Origin of the sequence: Octadecabacter sp. R77987, from assembly GCF_042466115.1 — a bacterium.
Classification (GTDB): Bacteria; Pseudomonadota; Alphaproteobacteria; order Rhodobacterales; family Rhodobacteraceae; genus SW4.
The window spans coordinates 2,237,660-2,253,736 of the sequence record NZ_JAXHBQ010000001.1 but is presented as its reverse complement, the minus strand read 5'-3'; the positions used below and the strand labels follow the sequence as shown (position 1 = coordinate 2,253,736).

14 protein-coding genes and 2 pseudogenes are annotated in these 16,077 nt (G+C 59.8%); 8 read left to right on the top strand and 8 right to left on the bottom strand.

Annotated features, from left to right (window positions below; translation table 11 throughout):
* The first annotated feature begins 11 nt into the window (after positions 1-11).
* The 6 genes from SJY21_RS11360 to ccoS all read left to right on the top strand — a co-directional run bounded on the left by SJY21_RS11360 (position 12) and on the right by ccoS (position 5,581).
* Positions 12-206: a cbb3-type cytochrome oxidase subunit 3 gene (locus SJY21_RS11360; protein ID WP_377510509.1), complete on the top strand. Its 195-nt coding sequence runs from the start codon at positions 12-14 to the stop codon at positions 204-206.
* Positions 203-1,084: a cytochrome-c oxidase, cbb3-type subunit III gene (ccoP, locus tag SJY21_RS11355; protein WP_377510506.1), complete on the top strand. Its 882-nt coding sequence runs from the start codon at positions 203-205 to the stop codon at positions 1,082-1,084. Before SJY21_RS11360 ends, ccoP begins: the two co-directional genes overlap by 4 nt.
* Before the next feature lie 251 nt (positions 1,085-1,335).
* The gene (ccoG, locus tag SJY21_RS11350; RefSeq protein ID WP_377510503.1) at positions 1,336-2,766 is read left to right on the top strand and encodes a cytochrome c oxidase accessory protein CcoG; all 1,431 of its coding nucleotides are present in this window, start codon (positions 1,336-1,338) and stop codon (positions 2,764-2,766) included.
* Positions 2,766-3,221, top strand: coding sequence for a FixH family protein (locus SJY21_RS11345; RefSeq protein ID WP_377510500.1), 456 nt, complete (start codon positions 2,766-2,768; stop codon positions 3,219-3,221). Before ccoG ends, SJY21_RS11345 begins: the two co-directional genes overlap by 1 nt.
* A gap of 9 nt (positions 3,222-3,230) precedes the next feature.
* Complete coding sequence (locus SJY21_RS11340; RefSeq protein WP_377510497.1) at positions 3,231-5,420, top strand: heavy metal translocating P-type ATPase; 2,190 nt, start codon at positions 3,231-3,233, stop codon at positions 5,418-5,420.
* Positions 5,420-5,581 (top strand): cbb3-type cytochrome oxidase assembly protein CcoS, encoded by a 162-nt coding sequence (ccoS, locus tag SJY21_RS11335; RefSeq protein ID WP_377510494.1) that lies wholly within the window; start codon positions 5,420-5,422, stop codon positions 5,579-5,581. The genes SJY21_RS11340 and ccoS overlap by 1 nt, the downstream gene beginning before the upstream one ends.
* Before the next feature lie 4 nt (positions 5,582-5,585).
* Here ccoS and SJY21_RS11330 read toward each other — a convergent pair whose 3' ends face one another.
* From SJY21_RS11330 to SJY21_RS11320, 3 genes are all read right to left on the bottom strand, one after another.
* Positions 5,586-6,548: a DMT family transporter gene (locus tag SJY21_RS11330; protein ID WP_377510491.1), complete on the bottom strand. Its 963-nt coding sequence runs from the start codon at positions 6,546-6,548 to the stop codon at positions 5,586-5,588.
* A 64-nt stretch (positions 6,549-6,612) separates the two neighbouring features.
* Positions 6,613-7,716, bottom strand: a complete 1,104-nt coding sequence (gene leuB / locus SJY21_RS11325) for a 3-isopropylmalate dehydrogenase (protein WP_377510488.1) — start codon at positions 7,714-7,716, stop codon at positions 6,613-6,615.
* A gap of 56 nt (positions 7,717-7,772) precedes the next feature.
* The gene (locus SJY21_RS11320; protein ID WP_377510485.1) at positions 7,773-8,669 is read right to left on the bottom strand and encodes a LysR family transcriptional regulator; all 897 of its coding nucleotides are present in this window, start codon (positions 8,667-8,669) and stop codon (positions 7,773-7,775) included.
* A gap of 94 nt (positions 8,670-8,763) precedes the next feature.
* Here SJY21_RS11320 and SJY21_RS11315 point away from each other — a divergent pair, with 94 nt between their 5' ends.
* Positions 8,764-9,672, top strand: a complete 909-nt coding sequence (locus tag SJY21_RS11315) for an epimerase (RefSeq protein ID WP_377510482.1) — start codon at positions 8,764-8,766, stop codon at positions 9,670-9,672.
* On the opposite strand, the gene SJY21_RS11310 is transcribed toward SJY21_RS11315, so the two are convergent.
* From SJY21_RS11310 to leuC, 5 genes and pseudogenes are all read right to left on the bottom strand, one after another.
* Positions 9,607-10,650 (bottom strand): endonuclease/exonuclease/phosphatase family protein, encoded by a 1,044-nt coding sequence (locus SJY21_RS11310; protein ID WP_377510479.1) that lies wholly within the window; start codon positions 10,648-10,650, stop codon positions 9,607-9,609. The two genes, SJY21_RS11315 and SJY21_RS11310, sit on opposite strands and share 66 nt — an antisense overlap.
* Positions 10,651-10,652: 2 nt before the next feature.
* Positions 10,653-11,466: pseudogene (locus SJY21_RS11305) on the bottom strand (hypothetical protein).
* Between the two features lie 360 nt (positions 11,467-11,826).
* Positions 11,827-12,431: pseudogene (leuD, locus tag SJY21_RS11300) on the bottom strand (3-isopropylmalate dehydratase small subunit).
* Between the two features lie 118 nt (positions 12,432-12,549).
* Entirely contained in the window at positions 12,550-13,041 is a 492-nt protein-coding gene (locus SJY21_RS11295) for a hypothetical protein (RefSeq protein WP_377510476.1), read from the bottom strand.
* The gene (gene leuC, locus SJY21_RS11290) at positions 13,038-14,447 is read right to left on the bottom strand and encodes a 3-isopropylmalate dehydratase large subunit (RefSeq protein ID WP_377510473.1); all 1,410 of its coding nucleotides are present in this window, start codon (positions 14,445-14,447) and stop codon (positions 13,038-13,040) included. Before leuC ends, SJY21_RS11295 begins: the two co-directional genes overlap by 4 nt.
* Positions 14,448-14,703: 256 nt before the next feature.
* Between leuC and SJY21_RS11285 the strand changes: the two genes are divergently transcribed.
* Positions 14,704-16,050, top strand: coding sequence for a mechanosensitive ion channel family protein (locus SJY21_RS11285; protein ID WP_377510470.1), 1,347 nt, complete (start codon positions 14,704-14,706; stop codon positions 16,048-16,050).
* The last annotated feature ends 27 nt before the right edge of the window (positions 16,051-16,077 follow it).

Below are 16,077 nucleotides of genomic sequence, written 5' to 3'. Positions count from 1 at the left end.
GAGGGGGTCTTATGAACTATCACATCCTGCGCGAGATTGCGGACAGTTGGGTGCTTCTTGCCCTGTTCGTCTTCTTTCTTGGGGTTATCTTTTTTGCTTTCCGTCCCGGCAGCCGCAAGCTGCACAAGGACGCGGCAAACGTGCCTTTCCGGCACGAAGATGGCCCCGCTGACAGCACTTCTAGCGACCCGGAGGGTCAGTCATGAGCAAAAAACAAGACAATAACCACGACGAGGTCGAAACAACCGGTCACAGCTGGGACGGGATTGAAGAGTTCAACAATCCCCTGCCACGTTGGTGGGTCTGGTGCCTTTATGCCACGATCGCATGGGGCGTCATCTATACCATCGCCTATCCGGCATGGCCCCTGATCAACAGTGCGACGCCCGGCTTCCTGGGCTATTCCACACGCGCCGAAGTGGCCGAGGATATCGCCGCCGTTGAAGCCGCGAACGCTGAACTGATGGCCAAACTGGCCGATGTTGAGCTGGCTGCCATCACTGACGACGCCGAGCTGCATGGCTTTGCTGTCAACGGCGGTGCCGCGATCTTCCGCGCCAACTGTTCGCAGTGTCACGGATCGGGCGCGGCTGGCGCGACAGGATACCCGAACCTGCTTGACGATGACTGGCTTTGGGGCGGCACGATCGAGGACATCGCCTATACGGTGACCCACGGCATTCGCAACGAACAGTCGCTTGACAGCCGCTATTCGGAAATGACCGCCTATGACGAAATCCTGTCCGACGAAGAAATCACCGGCGTGGTCAACCACGTTTTGGCGATTTCGGGGCAGGATCACGATGCAGCGGCGGCAGAACTTGGCGCGACTGTCTTTTATGACAACTGCGCCGCCTGCCACGGCGATGATGGCGAGGGCATGGACGCACTTGGCGCCCCGACCCTGACAGACGCGATCTGGCTTTATGGCGGCGACGAAGAAACCATCACCGAAACCGTGCGATACGCCCGCTTTGGCGTAATGCCCGCATGGTCCGAGGAATTCCGCGTCGGGAGCGGCCTGAGCCAGGCGGAAATCAACGCGGTTGCCGCCTATGTCCACCAACTTGGTGGCGGCGAATAAGATCTCTGGCGGGGTCTTGCAGCGGCCCCGCCAGACAAAGACCCTGCGGTCTGTTCGCGCTTAACGCAGGGTCCCCTCTGGGAGGAGGGTCTCACCCCCGGAAGGCCAAGCGCTTTTCGGGGGTGTCTTTTTGGCAAACCAGGGAAGTCGCCCGATGACCTGCGACATAATTTCTTGATCCACATCAAGGCAGTTGTGTCGCGAGTCGCCGCATATACATGACAGCGAACAGATGTTTCAGGATACACGACATGAGCTCTTCCGAGACCCCGTCCCTTTATGCAGCCCGTGAACCGGTCTTTCCCCGCAAGGTGAAAGGCAAATTCCGGTCGATGAAGTGGCTGATCATGCTGGTCACGCTGGGGATTTACTACCTCACGCCGCTGATCCGTTGGGACCGTGGACCAGCCCTGCCCGATCAGGCGGTGCTGATTGACCTCGCGAACCGCCGGTTCTTTTTCTTCTTCATCGAAATCTGGCCGCATGAATTCTATTTCATCGCGGGCCTTTTGATCATGGCCGGCTTGGGTCTGTTTTTGTTCACATCGGCGCTGGGGCGGGTCTGGTGCGGCTATGCCTGCCCGCAAACCGTATGGACCGACCTGTTCATCGCCACGGAACGCTGGATCGAGGGCGACCGCAACGCACGCGTGCGCCTTTGGAAATCCAAGTGGGATATCAGAAAATGGCGGCTGCGCCTGACAAAATGGTTTGTCTGGATTCTGATCGGTGTCGCCACGGGTGGTGCTTGGGTGTTCTATTTCACCGATGCCCCCACGCTGGCGGTTGATCTGGTGCGCGGCACCGCCCACCCCGTTGCCTATACGACCATGGCAATTCTTGGTCTGACCACATTTTTCTTTGGCGGGATCGCCCGGGAACAGGTCTGCATCTACGCCTGCCCCTGGCCACGCATTCAGGCTGCGATGATGGACGAAGACACCATCACCATCGGTTATCGCGAATGGCGTGGCGAGCCGCGCAAGCATTCCGAGGCCGTGAAATCAGGCGAACCGATGGGCGATTGCATTGACTGTATGGCCTGCGTGAACGTCTGCCCGATGGGCATCGACATTCGCGATGGCCAGCAAATGGAATGCATTACCTGCGGCCTGTGCATTGATGCCTGTGACGACATCATGGCCAAGACCGGCAAACCACGTGGTCTGGTCGACTACTTCGCCCTCAAGGACGAGCCCGTGGAACGGGCCGGCGGTGTGCATATGCCAATCTGGAAACATATCTTCCGGCCCCGCACGATGCTTTACACCGGGCTTTGGGCGCTTGTCGGCGTTGGTCTGATCGTTGCGCTTTTGATGCGCTCCAGCATCGACATGACGGTCGCACCCGTGCGCAACCCGCAGTTTGTCACCCTGTCCGACGGCAGCATTCGCAACGCCTATGACATCCGGTTGCGCAACATGTATGGTGATGATCGCGCATTTGAAATCACGGCAATGTCCGAGGCCGACCTGCGTGTCGAAATCGAAGGCGAGGACAGCGGTGACACGACTGTAACCGTGCCTGTCGACGAAACGCGCCTTGTGCGGGTTTACGTGATGGCGGCCCGTGATGCGCCCGCATCTTCGGCGGAAAGCACCGACCTGCGTTTCTGGGTCACGGACCTTGAAAGTGGCGATCAGTCACATCAGGATACAATCTTTAACGGAAAGGCTAACTGATGCTTGCTCCTATTACTGGCCGAAAGGTATTTTTCGGGATGGCCGCTGCCTTTGGCGTGATCATTTCGGTGAACCTGTTTCTGGCCTATTCAGCGGTGAAAACCTTTCCCGGGCTTGAGGTCAAAAACTCGTATGTGGCAAGCCAGCACTTTGACGAAAATCGTGCCGCCCAAGAGGCTTTGGGATGGTCGATCAGTGCCGAGGTGCATCAGGATGAATTGCAACTGGCCATCACCAACGCGGCCGGTCAGCCGGTCGAGGTCGCCGATCTGACGGGCACCTTTGGGCGCGCCACAAGCGTGCGAGATGACCAGACGCCCGACTTTGTTTTTGATGGCACGATGTATCGCGCACCCGTCACAACGGCAGCGGGCAACTGGAACCTGCGGTTCGAAGCCGTGGCGAGAGATGGCACGATGTTCCAGCAGCGTGTCGTCGTTCTGGTCGAACGCTAGGAGGCTGCGATGGCCATCACCGAAAGCCCCAATGCTGCCGCCTGTCCCGGATGCCTTGCCGCGCCGGTGATGAGCGAACGCGCGCGCAAGCGGGCAGCGGCACTTGGCACCGAGATCCAGCTTTCCCTGCCCGCAATTCATTGCGCGGGATGCATTTCGGGGGTTGAACGCGGGCTAATGGCGCTGGACGGCGTGAATGATGTGCGGGTGAACCTGACCCGCAAGCGTGCAACCGTGCATGTGGCCGAGGGGCTTGAAGCGGCTGACCTGACGGCGGCCCTGTCCGCCCTTGGGTTTGAGGCGCAGCCGCTGGACAGTGCCACCCTGTCGGCCGGGACCAGTGACAGCGCCGCGCGCGACTTGCTGATGCGCCTTGGCGTGTCGGGTTTTGCGATGATGAACGTGATGTTGCTGTCAGTCGCCGTCTGGTCGGGTGCGACAGACGCGACGCGCGACCTGTTCCACTGGATTTCGGCGATGATCGCCCTGCCGACAATCGCCTTTTCCGCACAACCGTTCTTTCGCAACGCGTGGTCGGCCTTGCAGGCCTATCGCTTGAATATGGATGTGCCGATTTCGCTGGCGATCTTGCTGGCCGCGGGCATGTCGCTGTTTGAAACGATGAACCACGGCGAACACGCCTATTTTGATGCAGCCCTGTCGCTGACGTTCTTTTTGCTGGCGGGTCGTTTTCTGGATCAAAAAATGCGCAGTGTTGCGCGCTCGGCTGCTGCCGAACTGGCGGCACTTGAATCCCCGACGGCCCTGCGGCTGGTAAATGGCGTCGCCGAAACCGTGTCACTGACGGCGATTGCCGTGGGTGACATCTTGATGGTTCGCCCTGGCGGGCGCGTTCCCGTCGATGGCACGGTAATCGACGGCGCAAGCGAATTGGACCGCGCGTTCCTGACAGGCGAAACCGATCCGGTGGCCGCAGGCACCGGCACCGCCGTGCGCGCGGGCGAGGTCAACCTGACCGGACCCTTGCAGGTGCGCGCCGATGCGGTGGGCAAGGACACACTGCTTCACAGCCTTGCCGATATGGTGTCGGTCGCAGAGGAGGCCAAGTCGAAATACAACTCCCTCGCTGATCGAGCCGCGCGCATTTACGCGCCACTGGTGCATCTGCTGGCCCTGGCGGCCTTTGTGCTGTGGCTTTGGCTGACGGGCGGCGATGTGCGCCATGCCCTCAACATCGCTGTGGCCGTTTTGATCATTACTTGCCCTTGCGCGCTTGGGCTTGCGGTGCCCGCTGTTTCGACCGTGGCGTCGGGCCGGATGTTCAAACACGGGCTTTTGGTGAAACACGCGACAGCGCTGGAGCGTCTGGCCGAAGTGGATGAGGTCATTTTTGACAAGACCGGAACGCTGACCAAAGGCACGCCCGAACTGTTGAATGCCAGTACGATCCCGGAACGCGCCTTTGCGATTGCTGCCGCACTTGCCGATGCATCGTCACATCCGCGATCAGCTGCGATTGTCGCGGCGGCGCGTGGACGTGGCCTGCCGATGGTCACAGTGACCGATATCGTCGAACACCCCGGTCTTGGTGTCCAAGGCAAGCTGAACGGCAAGGATGTTCGCCTTGGTCGTGCTGCCTGGGTGAGTGATGACGCTGAAAACGCCGCGACCCAGATCGGCATTGACGGAGAAGCGCCTGTTTCACTCGCCTTTGCGGATACTTTGCGGGATGGCGCGCACGCCCTGATCGCGGCGCTGCAAAAGCGTGATCTGCCCGTGACATTGCTGTCAGGTGATGCGCGCGAGCCGGTGCAACGGCTTGCCAATGAACTGGGGATCGCGGACTGGCAGGCAGGCGTGTTGCCCACCGAAAAAGCCGCCGTTCTGGAGGCGCGCAAGGCCGAGGGTAAACGTGTCTTGATGGTTGGTGACGGTCTGAACGACACCGCCGCACTGGCATTGGCGCACGTGTCCATCGCACCTGCATCCGCCCTCGAAGCCGCGCGGGTAGCGGCCGATGTTGTGCTGGTGTCGCCCGATCTGTCACATATTACCGATGCGCTTCGGATTGGCCGCTCGGCGCGGCATCGCATCTTGGAAAACTTCGGCGTGGCGGCGCTCTACAATAGTATCGCCGTGCCGATTGCCTTTCTGGGCTTTGCGACACCGCTCAGTGCGGCCATTGCGATGTCGACCAGTTCGATCATCGTGTCACTGAATGCGATGCGGACACGCTGATGGAAGTCTTGTCCTACCTTATCCCGATCAGCCTGACCCTTGGCGGGGTCGGCTTGGCCGCGTTCTTTTGGACGCTGAAGTCAAACCAGTATGACGACCCCGAAGGTGACAGTGCGCGTATCCTGCGCACCGATTACGACGACGAACCGGCGCAGGACTAGCGGTTTATTCGGTGGTCTTGCGCCCTAGCCGGATTTTCAGGAACGGACTGATACGCATGTTCGTACCTGTCTCGGGGCGTGATCTTGTGCGTAGCACGGGCGTGTTCCGCGAGGCCGTGCCACCGCTTTCGCGCAACACGATATACAGGCCGCTGGCGATGATGATGCCCGCCCCTACGGATGTGTTCCAGTTCATCGATTCCTCAAAGAACAGGTAGCCGTAAAACGTCGCCCACAGGATCTGCGAATACTGCATCGGCGCAACGATCACCGCCTCGCCCGCCTTGTAGGCGGCGATGATGATCAACCCGCCAGCGGTGCCAAAAGTTGCCAGCAACGCCAATAGGCCAATGTGTTCGATTGGCATCGGGAGATAGACCAATGGCAGCAGCGCCCCCATCACAACAAAGTTTGCGGCCATCGGGTATAGCATCAGCACAATCGGGCGTTCATCCGCGCCGATCTTGCGCACGATCACCGATGCGAACGACCCGCCAAAGGCCGCGACAAGCGCGGCAATGTGGCCAAGGCTAAGGTCTGCCTGACCGGGGCGCAGGACAACCAGAACACCCGCAAGCCCGACCAGCACCGCAAGGCCGCGGCGCAGGCGCACTTTTTCGCCCAGCAAGGGGATCGCAAGAACGGTAATCAACAAGGGCGAGGCAAAGAGGATCGTGTAGGTCTGCGCCAGTGGCAGCACTGAAAATGCATAAAACGCGCTGAAGCCCGTGATCAGTGTCGCAAGCGTGCGAAACACGGTCCACCACGGGTGCGCAGGCAGCAAGGTGCCCGGCTGCGGGTCGCGCATGATCATGAACATCGCCAACGGAAAGCTGAACAGTCCGCTGAAGAAAATGACCTGTATTGGCGAATAGACCCCACCCAGCACCTTCACGGCCACATCACCCGTCGCATAAACGGCGAAAGCCAGAAGCGCCAAAAGCGCGCCCTTTGCATTTTGCGACATGTGCTGTCCTATCGGGTGTTAGCGCAAACTGTTTCGGACAATCTGCGCCACAGGTCAATGCGCCTTACAGGCTGGCGGTCAATGCGCCAACAATCGCATCACCCATTTCCGTAGTGGAAACAGGGGCGACACCCTCGGCACCAATCAGATCGGCGGTGCGCAATCCATCAGCCAGCACCTTTTCCACGGCGGCCTCAAGGCGGTCGGCCTCGGCCCCCTGATCAAAGGAATAACGCAGAGCCATGGCAAAGCTGAGGATACAGGCAATCGGGTTGGCTTTGCCCTGGCCGGTGATGTCGGGGGCAGACCCGTGGACGGGTTCATACATTGCCTTGGGGCGGCCATTGGCCATGGGCGAACCCAGCGAGGCCGAGGGCAACATACCCAATGATCCGGTCAGCATCGCCGCGCAATCGGACAGGATGTCGCCGAACAGGTTGTCGGTATAGATCACGTCAAACTGCTTGGGCGCGCGCACAAGCTGCATTGCGCCGTTATCGGCATACATGTGTGACAGTTCAACTTGCGGGTAGTCGGTGTGGACCTCGGTGACGACATCACGCCACAGGATACCGCTTTCCATGACGTTTGCCTTTTCCATCGAACACAGCCGCTTGTCACGCTTCATTGCCAGTTCAAACGCAGCGCGCGCGCCACGCTCGATCTCGGCTTCGGTATAGCGTTGGGTGTTGATGCCCACGCGCATGTTGTCCTCGATGTGGATACCACGGGGTTCGCCGAAATAGACGCCGGACGTCAGTTCGCGCACGATCATGATATCAAGGCCCGCAACGATGTCCTTTTTCAGCGAGGAGAAGTCGGCCAGCGCATCAAAACACTGCGCGGGGCGCAGGTTTGCGAACAGGTCCATTTCCTTGCGCAGGCGCAGCAAACCGCGTTCGGGTTTGACGGAAAAATCAAGGTTGTCATAAGCGGGGCCGCCAACGGCACCCAGCAGAACGGCGTCAACCTCTTGCGCTTTGGCCATCGTGTCGTCGTGCAGCGGCACGCCGTGTTTGTCGTATGCCGCGCCGCCAACAAGGTCTTCGGACACATCGAAATTCATATCCCGCTTGTCACCGAACCACGCGATGATCTTCTTCACTTCGGTCATGACTTCGGGGCCGATGCCGTCACCGGCAAGAATAAGAAGGGACGGGTTCGACATGCGGGAATCCTTTGGCTGAATGCGTCGGCTTGGCCTAGCCTGTCAGCCCAGCGGGATCAAGTGACCAAGGGGCGCAGGCCCGCCGCCAGCATATCCCAAACGCGGCGCACGCGCGGGGTTTGGCGCATTGCTTCGTGGGCGACCAGCCAGATCGGCAGGGGCGGCAGCGGAAACCCAAGGTCGATCTCAACCATGTCGGGATCGTCCATCCCCAGCGACATCTGTGCAAAGCCAATGCCGCATCCACCACGCACCAGGTTCCAATAGGCAACATTATCATCGCAACGCACTTTGAACCAATCGCGATCAACGGGGACGCCTGCAGCGCGAAAGCCGTCAATGATTGCGGGGTTCGTATCAAAACCGACAAATTCATGGGTCATGATATCTGCGGGGCCGGTCGGAATGCCGTGCCGCGAGACATACGATTTTGCCGCAAATATTCCCAGCGGGATGTCTCCTAGATGCTGCGCGACCAGATCAAGCTGTTCAGGGCGATACATGCGCACGGCGATATCAGCCTCGCGGAACAGCAGGTTGCGACTGTCGTCGCTGGGGGCCAGTTCAATCGCGATGTCTGGCTCGCGGATGCGGATGTCGGCGATGATCGCGGGGAGGTGATACAGTGATGTTGCGATGCTGGCCGTAATGCGCACTGTGCCTTGCAACCGTGCCTCGCGCCCCGCGGCTGTTAGGGTGATCTGCATCATCGCGTCACGCATGGCATTGGCAGGAGCAATCAGCGCCGCGCCGGTTTCGGTCAGGGCAAAGCCACGCGCCTGCCGGTGAAACAGGGTCGCACCCAGTTGGGTTTCCATTGCCTTGATCTGGCGGCCAAGGGTCGGCTGGCTGGCATTCAGGCTGCGCGCGGCAGCGGACAGGCTGCCGGTTTCCGCCACCGCAAGAAAAGCTTGGACAAGGGACCAGTCGAGCGCGTTGATGCTGTTTACCATTCACAAATGAATACATGATCTGCATTTTTTGGCAATTTCTATTCGCATGAGCATAGCGCATCTTCTGGTCTTAACCTGAAACAAGGACCAAGCCATGACACAGACCGTATTGATTCTGGGCGCGAACGGAAAAATCGGCAGCCACGCAGCAGAGGCATTTTGGGACGCCGGCTGGACCGTGCGCCGCTATGACCGCAACACCGACATGACGCAGGCCGCAATGGGCGCCGACGTGATCGTCAACGGGCTGAACCCGCCCGCCTATCACGATTGGGAAAACACCATTCCGGCAATCACGCAGCAGGTGATTGGGGCGGCCAAGGCAAGCGGTGCAACCGTCATCATTCCCGGAAACGTCTATAACTTCGGCGTCAAAGGCGGAGAGTTGTCAGAACAAACGCCACAAGACCCCGCCAGCCGCAAAGGCCGTGTGCGGGTCGAAATGGAAGCCGCCTATCGCGCGGCGGGCACCCCCACAATCATCTTGCGCGCGGGCAGCTTCATCGACCCCAATCGCAACGGCGATGCAATGGCCATGATGCATTTGCGCGACCCGCAAAAGGCGAGGATCGGCGCAATGGGTGCGCCCGATATCATTCACGCCTATTGCTACCTGCCTGATTGGGCGCGCGCGGCTGTGGCCTTGGCTGAACGGCGCGCAACGCTTGCAACGTTCGAGGACATCCCGTTTCCGGGCCATGCGTTCAGCGTTGCCGACATGAAGGTGGTCCTGGATCAGGCAACCGGGCGCGACCATAAGATTTCACCGTTTCCTTGGTGGTTGATGACCGCATTGTCACCGCTGTGGGAGCTTGCCCGCGAACTGCGCGAAATGCGCTACCTTTGGGACATGTCGCACTGGCTTGCCGCCGAAAAATTCGACCGTCTGCTGCCGGACTTCAGGCGGACAGATACGCGCACGGTCATGCTGTCGGGCCTACCCGCCGACATCCACCCAGACAAGGCGATGCGCGCCAGCAGCCATCCCATCGCTGCCGAGTAGCATTTCATCTTCAGGGGCGGGCCAATACACGCCTGCCCCAACGATCTGCCAATCCGCCGAGGGGATCACATAGCTGACCCGCAAATTCCCCGGCCCGTCGCTGCGCCAATCGACCGTATCAAGGGCCGGATCGCCGCTATGGTTGGGGTCAGCGTCTGCGACACCACCCGCGCTTGTTGGCTTGGCGTCTTGAATGCGCGGATCCGTGAGCAGGTCTGACATTGTTTCGCGCAATCCTTCCCCATCGACGGGATCAAGGTTGGCGTTGCCGATGATCGCAAAGCGCCCCTGCGGTGGCGGCCCCCAGATACCGTCCAGAAACAACTGCCAGAACCGCGATTCATCACGGTTACGCAGCCCGTTCCTGTCTTCGGGGCCATCGAACACGGGCGCGGTCGCGCTGTAGGCAAGCAGGGTGATGGGCGGTGCTCCATCGGGGCGGATCGGCAAGACCCAGTGGGCGGTTTCCGACAGGCGCTGCACCGCGCGCAGATCATCCGTCATTGGCGGCAGGGTCGCACCGGGAATATCGCGCCACAGCAAATCGGAGAAGTCGCGCACGCCGTCACCGTCAATCGCAAACCGCGACAGCACCGCCATGCCGCCATCGCCCGCAAACCGCCCGTATCCCTGATTGTCACGCGCATCACCCAGCCGCCCGTCACCGTCATGATCCAGCCCCGTGGCAAACCCGGTATTTGGCTGGCGCGCGAATGTGTGGGGCATGGGGTGGCCTGCATCGCCAAGCGCTTGGGCAAAGGCCGTCAGGGCCACCCCGCCATAGTCGTAATCGAAATCCGTCAGCACCAGAATATCGGGTGCGTTTTGCGCAATCACCGCGATGATCGCCGCGATCTGCGGGTCCTCGCCCTTGGTGATATCACGCAACAGCAACCCCGGCCCATCACGGCTAAGCGGGGCGGCGTAGGTTGCAATACGATAGGTGTCGGCAATCGCTGGAAGTGCGAGCCAGCACAAGATCAGGCTGGCAAGGCACCTTCGGCTTTGGCGTGCGCATAGGCGCGCGCGCGCTGATCGGCGATCATCTGCGCCACGCGCATCATCGCGATCCCGCGCATCAACAAACTGGCTGGCAAGAACGCCCATGCAGTCATCGTCCAAATCAGGGTGTGATCATTGGCGAGGCTGATGGGGTTGAACATGTCAGAGGCCAATTTCACGAATGCTGGGATAATGAATGGCAGCAGGAATCCTGAAGATAACGTTAACTTGTCCGTCACGGTTCAGACGGTCCACCACATCGCCACCCGCTGTCGGGTCGAACGTGGGCAGATTGGTCCAGACGTTGAAGCCGCCCAGCTGGCGCGGCCAGCCTGTCCCGCGCAGGATCAACACGAAGGTGGCAAGCGACAGGATTGACACGAGGTATGAGAGGCCCGCAGCCGTGCGCACGGAATCGATCAGTGCGGCATCCGCCCCTTGGGGCATCATCAGTACCACAAGACGGACAGGCGAATATGGAAAGTCGATCAGATCGCCGATCCGCGACCCGATCGCATCAAAGAACAGCGTGATCGTCGTCGGGCTGGTTTCACCACGCGCAATCACTGTCAGCGCGAAAACCGTGGCATACAGCGCGAAAAAGCGGACGCGGTTGAACGGCGGCGCGTCCCGAAATTCGACGAGACTGGGATAGGCGGAGTTGTATTCAACGACGGTAAAAATGGCCGCCAGAAGGGCAACAAGCACAACAATCTGCGTCGTGTCAGTTGATGTATCCACCAATAGCACCGACGGCGTTGCGATCAGCAACACTACAAGAATTGCGCGCATGATCGCGCCTGCCAGCCGTGAAATCACTGCCCTACTACCCTCAATCCGGTCGGGGGCGATGCTTTGCCGCTCCCTTGTCCCAGTATGAACCCGCTCATTTGTGGCGGGATGCCTCACATTTGCCATATTTGTGCCCAGATTCATTTCGCTTCACAAGTCTTTGGTAAGACTAGCGAAATATCTGGGGCGGTTTTGCGGCAGAGGTGGTGCGACTTTGCAACCATTGTGCAGCGGAACTAAGGACTGCACCAAATGTGGCGTGGACGCGCCCGCGACCATCTAGATATAGGGAGGCCGATAAAATCCGGTGGGCAAGCAGGCTATGCAGGCCACAGCTAGCGGCCTGCACAGGGTTCTTGGTCAGACCCAGGGGCGCGCGGCACTTGCCTCGGCCTCGAAGGCGTCAATGGAGGCGGCCTTTTCCATGGTCAGGCCGATATCATCAAGGCCGTTCATCAGGCAGTGTTTCTTGTGCGCATCCACCGCGAAGGCAATGGAGCCGCCATCGGGGCCAGTGATTGTCTGGCTTTCCAGATCAATCGAAATCACCGCATTCGCACCACGTTCCGCATCATCCATCAGCTTGGCGTGATCCTCGGGGACACGACGATGGGCAGGATTCCGTTCTTGAAGCAGTTGTTGTAGAAAATGTCGGCAAAGCTGGTGGAAATCACGCAGCGGATGCCGAAATCAAGCAAGGCCCAAGGCGCGTGTTCACGGGATGATCCACAGCCAAAGTTATCGCCTGCCACAAGGATTTGCGCATCGCGATACTGCGGCTGGTTCAGCACGAAATCGGGGATTTCGTTGCCTTGGCGATCATAGCGCATCTCGTCGAACAGGTTCACGCCAAGGCCGGACCGTTTGATCGTTTTCAGAAACACCTTGGGGATGATCATATCGGTGTCGATGTTCACCAAAGGCATTGGCGCCGCAATTCCAGAGAGTTTGTCGAATTTTTCCATCGTCGTATCCTTTCGGGCGTTAACCGTTTCAGATGTCCGCGTTAACAGAGGTAAACGCCGCAGTAAGACCCAGAAACCATATGGAATGCATATGGAAACCGTGTGGGTCGCGTATGGGTTATTGCGCCAGAAGCTTGGCGCAGGATGGGTGAAGCACGCGCCCCTGAGCGCGGCAAAGATCATAGAGATGGGTCAGGAACGCATGTAGATATGACCCGTCTTCGTCAAAGGTTTTCGACTGCGCATCGCGCGCTTTTGCACGGCGCGCGTCAGCCAGTTTTCGTGCCGCTGCGCCATCGGCAAACGGTCGCTGCAAGACATGGCTGCGCGCCCAGCGCCCGCTTTGGGTCGTGCCCTGCAGCGGGCCAAGAATGCCACGGTTGGACATTTCGACCATCACGGCCTCGGCCTCGGCCAGTTTCAGGCCCAGTTGTTGCGCCAATGCGAATACCGAAAAATTCACACGGGTGCGTGCGTGATAGATCGCGGCGTGCAGCGCGCTTGCGGGGTAGGCTGCCTTGGTCGCTGACGCGATCGAGACCGATGGCATCAAGGGGGCGGTGCAGGCACCGCCAAGCATTTGCAGAAATCCGCGTCGTTTCATGCTCATTGCATCAGCTCCCGCACATCGGTCAGGCGACCGGTGATTGCAGCTGCGGCAGCCATGCCCGGCGACACAAGGTGGGTGCGGCCCTTGTAGCCCTGACGCCCCTCAAAGTTGCGGTTTGACGTGGAGGCGCAGCGTTCGCCTTCGGCCAGTTGGTCGGGGTTCATGGCAAGGCACATGGAACAGCCCGCCATGCGCCATTCAAAACCAGCGTCCTTGAAAATATCGGCAAGGCCTTCTTCTTCGGCTTGTGCACGCACAAGGCCCGAACCCGGCACGACCATCGCGCGCATCCCGTCCTTGACCTTTTTGCCCTTGAGGATCGCAGCGGCGGCGCGCAGGTCTTCGATGCGCCCGTTGGTGCAGGACCCGATGAACACCGTGTCGATTTCGATGTCGGTGAGTTTCTGACCCGCCTTGAGGCCCATATAGTCGATCGAACGCTGTGCGGCGTCGACTTTGCCGCCTTTGAACGAGGCCGGATCGGGCACCACCGACGTGATCGGCAGAACATCCTCGGGCGAGGTGCCCCAGGTGACGGATGGCGCGATGTCTTCGCCCTTCAGCGTAACCACTTTGTCCCACTGCGCATCGTCATCGGAGTAAAGCGTTTTCCACCACGCGAGCGCGGCTTCCCATTGCGCGCCTTTGGGGGCGTGGGGGCGACCCTGACAATAGGCATAGGTTTTTTCATCGGGTGCGATCAGACCAGCGCGCGCGCCGCCTTCGATTGCCATGTTACAGACGGTCATGCGCCCTTCCATGGACAGGTCGCGGATCGCTTCACCGCAGTATTCGATCACATATCCGGTGCCGCCAGCGGTGCCGGTTTCGCCGATCACCGACATGGTGATGTCCTTGGCCGTGACACCGGGCGCAAGTTTGCCGGTGATTTCGACCTTCATGTTTTTCGATTTCTGCTGGATCAGGGTTTGCGTGGCCAGAACGTGTTCGACCTCGGATGTGCCGATGCCGTGGGCCAGCGCGCCGAACGCACCGTGGGTCGCGGTGTGGCTATCGCCGCACACAACGGTCATGCCCGGCAGGGTCCAGCCCTGTTCGGGGCCGACGATATGCACGATCCCCTGCCGCACGTCGGACACAGGGTAATAGTGGATGCCGAAATCCTTGGCGTTTTTATCAAGTGCTGCAACCTGAATGCGCGAATCCTCGGTCATGGTTTCGGCATTGGCGCGGTCCAACGTCGTGGGCACGTTATGGTCCGGCACGGCGATGGTTTTGTCGGGTGCGCGCACGGTGCGGTTCGTCATGCGCAGGCCCTCGAATGCCTGCGGGCTGGTCACTTCGTGCACAAGATGGCGGTCGATATACAGAAGGCAGGTGCCGTCATCGGCCTCGTGTGCCAAATGGGCATCCCAGATTTTGTCATAGAGCGTTTTGGGGGACATGGTCCTCTCCCGTGATAGATGTGTGGAGTCAGTTAGTCTGCGGCGCAGGCGCGCTAGGGGCGGGCAAGCACCGTGTGGGTGGCCCCGTGAAAGCGTTCGCGCAGGCGGGTGCGGTCGCAAATGTCGAATATGACGATCATTGGGATGGGATACACCCGCGCGCGGTTTGCTGCAAGCACGGCTGCATTGCACGCCTAAGCACGTGCTTGCCCGCGCTGCGCGCGCCATGCACAATGGTGTCAACCAAGGGGCGCGCATGGAACCTGATGAACAACAAGACCTTGCCCAGCAGGCAGGCGAGATATTCGAGGTCGGGCAGGGGCTGGTCGGGCAGGCGCAGGCGTTTATCGAAACCTTGCTCCGGCCCTGGAACGCGTATCAGTTGATCATCGCGCTTGCGGTGTTTGCCCTTGCGCATGTCGTGTCGCGGATCGTGCAGCCGCGTTTGCACAACTGGATGCGCACGCGCGAAGGCTGGCCCAAGTGGCGTTTGCGCATTCTGTTGGTCGTTCATAAACGCATGCGGATGATCTTTTTCGTCGCGCTGATCTGGATCACCGTGGCCATCATGCGTGAAGTCACCTGGCCCAGTCGGTCGTATTTGATCGCGGGTATCGCCAACCTGGCGCTGGCATGGCTGATCGTGACTTTTGCAACACGTTTGATCGCCAACCCTTTCCTGCGCACGGTTGTGCGCTATGGCGCATGGGCCTGGGTGACGCTGCGCATTCTTGGCCTTACGGAACAGGCTGAACAATTGCTGGACAGCGTTGCAATCGAGATCGGCGAGTTCCGCCTGTCGGTCTGGCTTGTCGTGCAAGCTGCCTTCATTCTGGGGGTGTTCTTTTTCGTGGCGCGGTTTGTGTCGCGCACCTCGGCTGCACGGATTCAGGCGAACGAAGACATCAGCCCGTCGATGCGTGTGCTGGTGGTCAAGTTCATTCAGATCGCCCTTTATGGTGTCGCATTTTTTGTCGGGCTCAAGGCGGTCGGCTTTGATCTGTCTGGCCTTGCGGTATTATCGGGTGCGATTGGTATCGGCCTTGGTTTTGGCCTGCAAAAGGTCGTGTCCAACCTTGTGTCGGGCATCATCATCCTGCTGGACAAGTCCATCAAACCCGGTGACGTGATCACCGTGGGCGAGACCTTTGGCTGGATCAATTCGCTGGGTGCCCGCTATGTCAGCATTACCACTCGGGACGGGCGCGAATACCTGATCCCGAACGAAGACCTGATCACCACGCAGGTGGTCAACTGGTCCCATTCCAACGATTTCGTGCGCTTGGATATCTTTTTTGGCACGGCCTATGGCGACAACCCGCACGAGGTGCGCAAGATCGCGATTGATGCGGCCAAAAGCGTTGATCGCGTGCTGACGTTCCAGCCGCCTGTTTGCCATATCGTCGGGTTCGGTGACAGCAGTGTGGATTACATCCTGCGGTTCTGGATCAAGGACCCAACCGGCGGGCTGACCAACATTCGCGGCAATGTGTATCTGGCGCTTTGGGATGCCTTTGCCGAAGCGGGTATCAGCATCCCGTTCCCGCAGCGCGAAGTGAAGATGCTGGAAGGGTCGGCGTTGGGAACCAAGGCGCTGGACTAACCCCCACATTCCCCGAAAACGACATCG

Excerpts from the sequence above, each read along its gene's own strand:
- SJY21_RS11345 (WP_377510500.1), top strand. The coding sequence starts at position 2,766 with ATGCTTGCTCCTATTACTGGCCGAAAGGTATTTTTCGGGATGGCCGCT.
- ccoG (WP_377510503.1), top strand. The coding sequence starts at position 1,336 with ATGAGCTCTTCCGAGACCCCGTCCCTTTATGCAGCCCGTGAACCGGTC.
- SJY21_RS11340 (WP_377510497.1), top strand. The coding sequence starts at position 3,231 with ATGGCCATCACCGAAAGCCCCAATGCTGCCGCCTGTCCCGGATGCCTT.
- leuC (WP_377510473.1), bottom strand. The coding sequence starts at position 14,447 with ATGTCCCCCAAAACGCTCTATGACAAAATCTGGGATGCCCATTTGGCA.
- SJY21_RS11285 (WP_377510470.1), top strand. The coding sequence starts at position 14,704 with ATGGAACCTGATGAACAACAAGACCTTGCCCAGCAGGCAGGCGAGATA.
- SJY21_RS11360 (WP_377510509.1), top strand. The coding sequence starts at position 12 with ATGAACTATCACATCCTGCGCGAGATTGCGGACAGTTGGGTGCTTCTT.
- SJY21_RS11320 (WP_377510485.1), bottom strand. The coding sequence starts at position 8,669 with ATGGTAAACAGCATCAACGCGCTCGACTGGTCCCTTGTCCAAGCTTTT.
- SJY21_RS11295 (WP_377510476.1), bottom strand. The coding sequence starts at position 13,041 with ATGAGCATGAAACGACGCGGATTTCTGCAAATGCTTGGCGGTGCCTGC.
- leuB (WP_377510488.1), bottom strand. The coding sequence starts at position 7,716 with ATGTCGAACCCGTCCCTTCTTATTCTTGCCGGTGACGGCATCGGCCCC.
- SJY21_RS11330 (WP_377510491.1), bottom strand. The coding sequence starts at position 6,548 with ATGTCGCAAAATGCAAAGGGCGCGCTTTTGGCGCTTCTGGCTTTCGCC.
- ccoS (WP_377510494.1), top strand. The coding sequence starts at position 5,420 with ATGGAAGTCTTGTCCTACCTTATCCCGATCAGCCTGACCCTTGGCGGG.
- SJY21_RS11315 (WP_377510482.1), top strand. The coding sequence starts at position 8,764 with ATGACACAGACCGTATTGATTCTGGGCGCGAACGGAAAAATCGGCAGC.
- ccoP (WP_377510506.1), top strand. The coding sequence starts at position 203 with ATGAGCAAAAAACAAGACAATAACCACGACGAGGTCGAAACAACCGGT.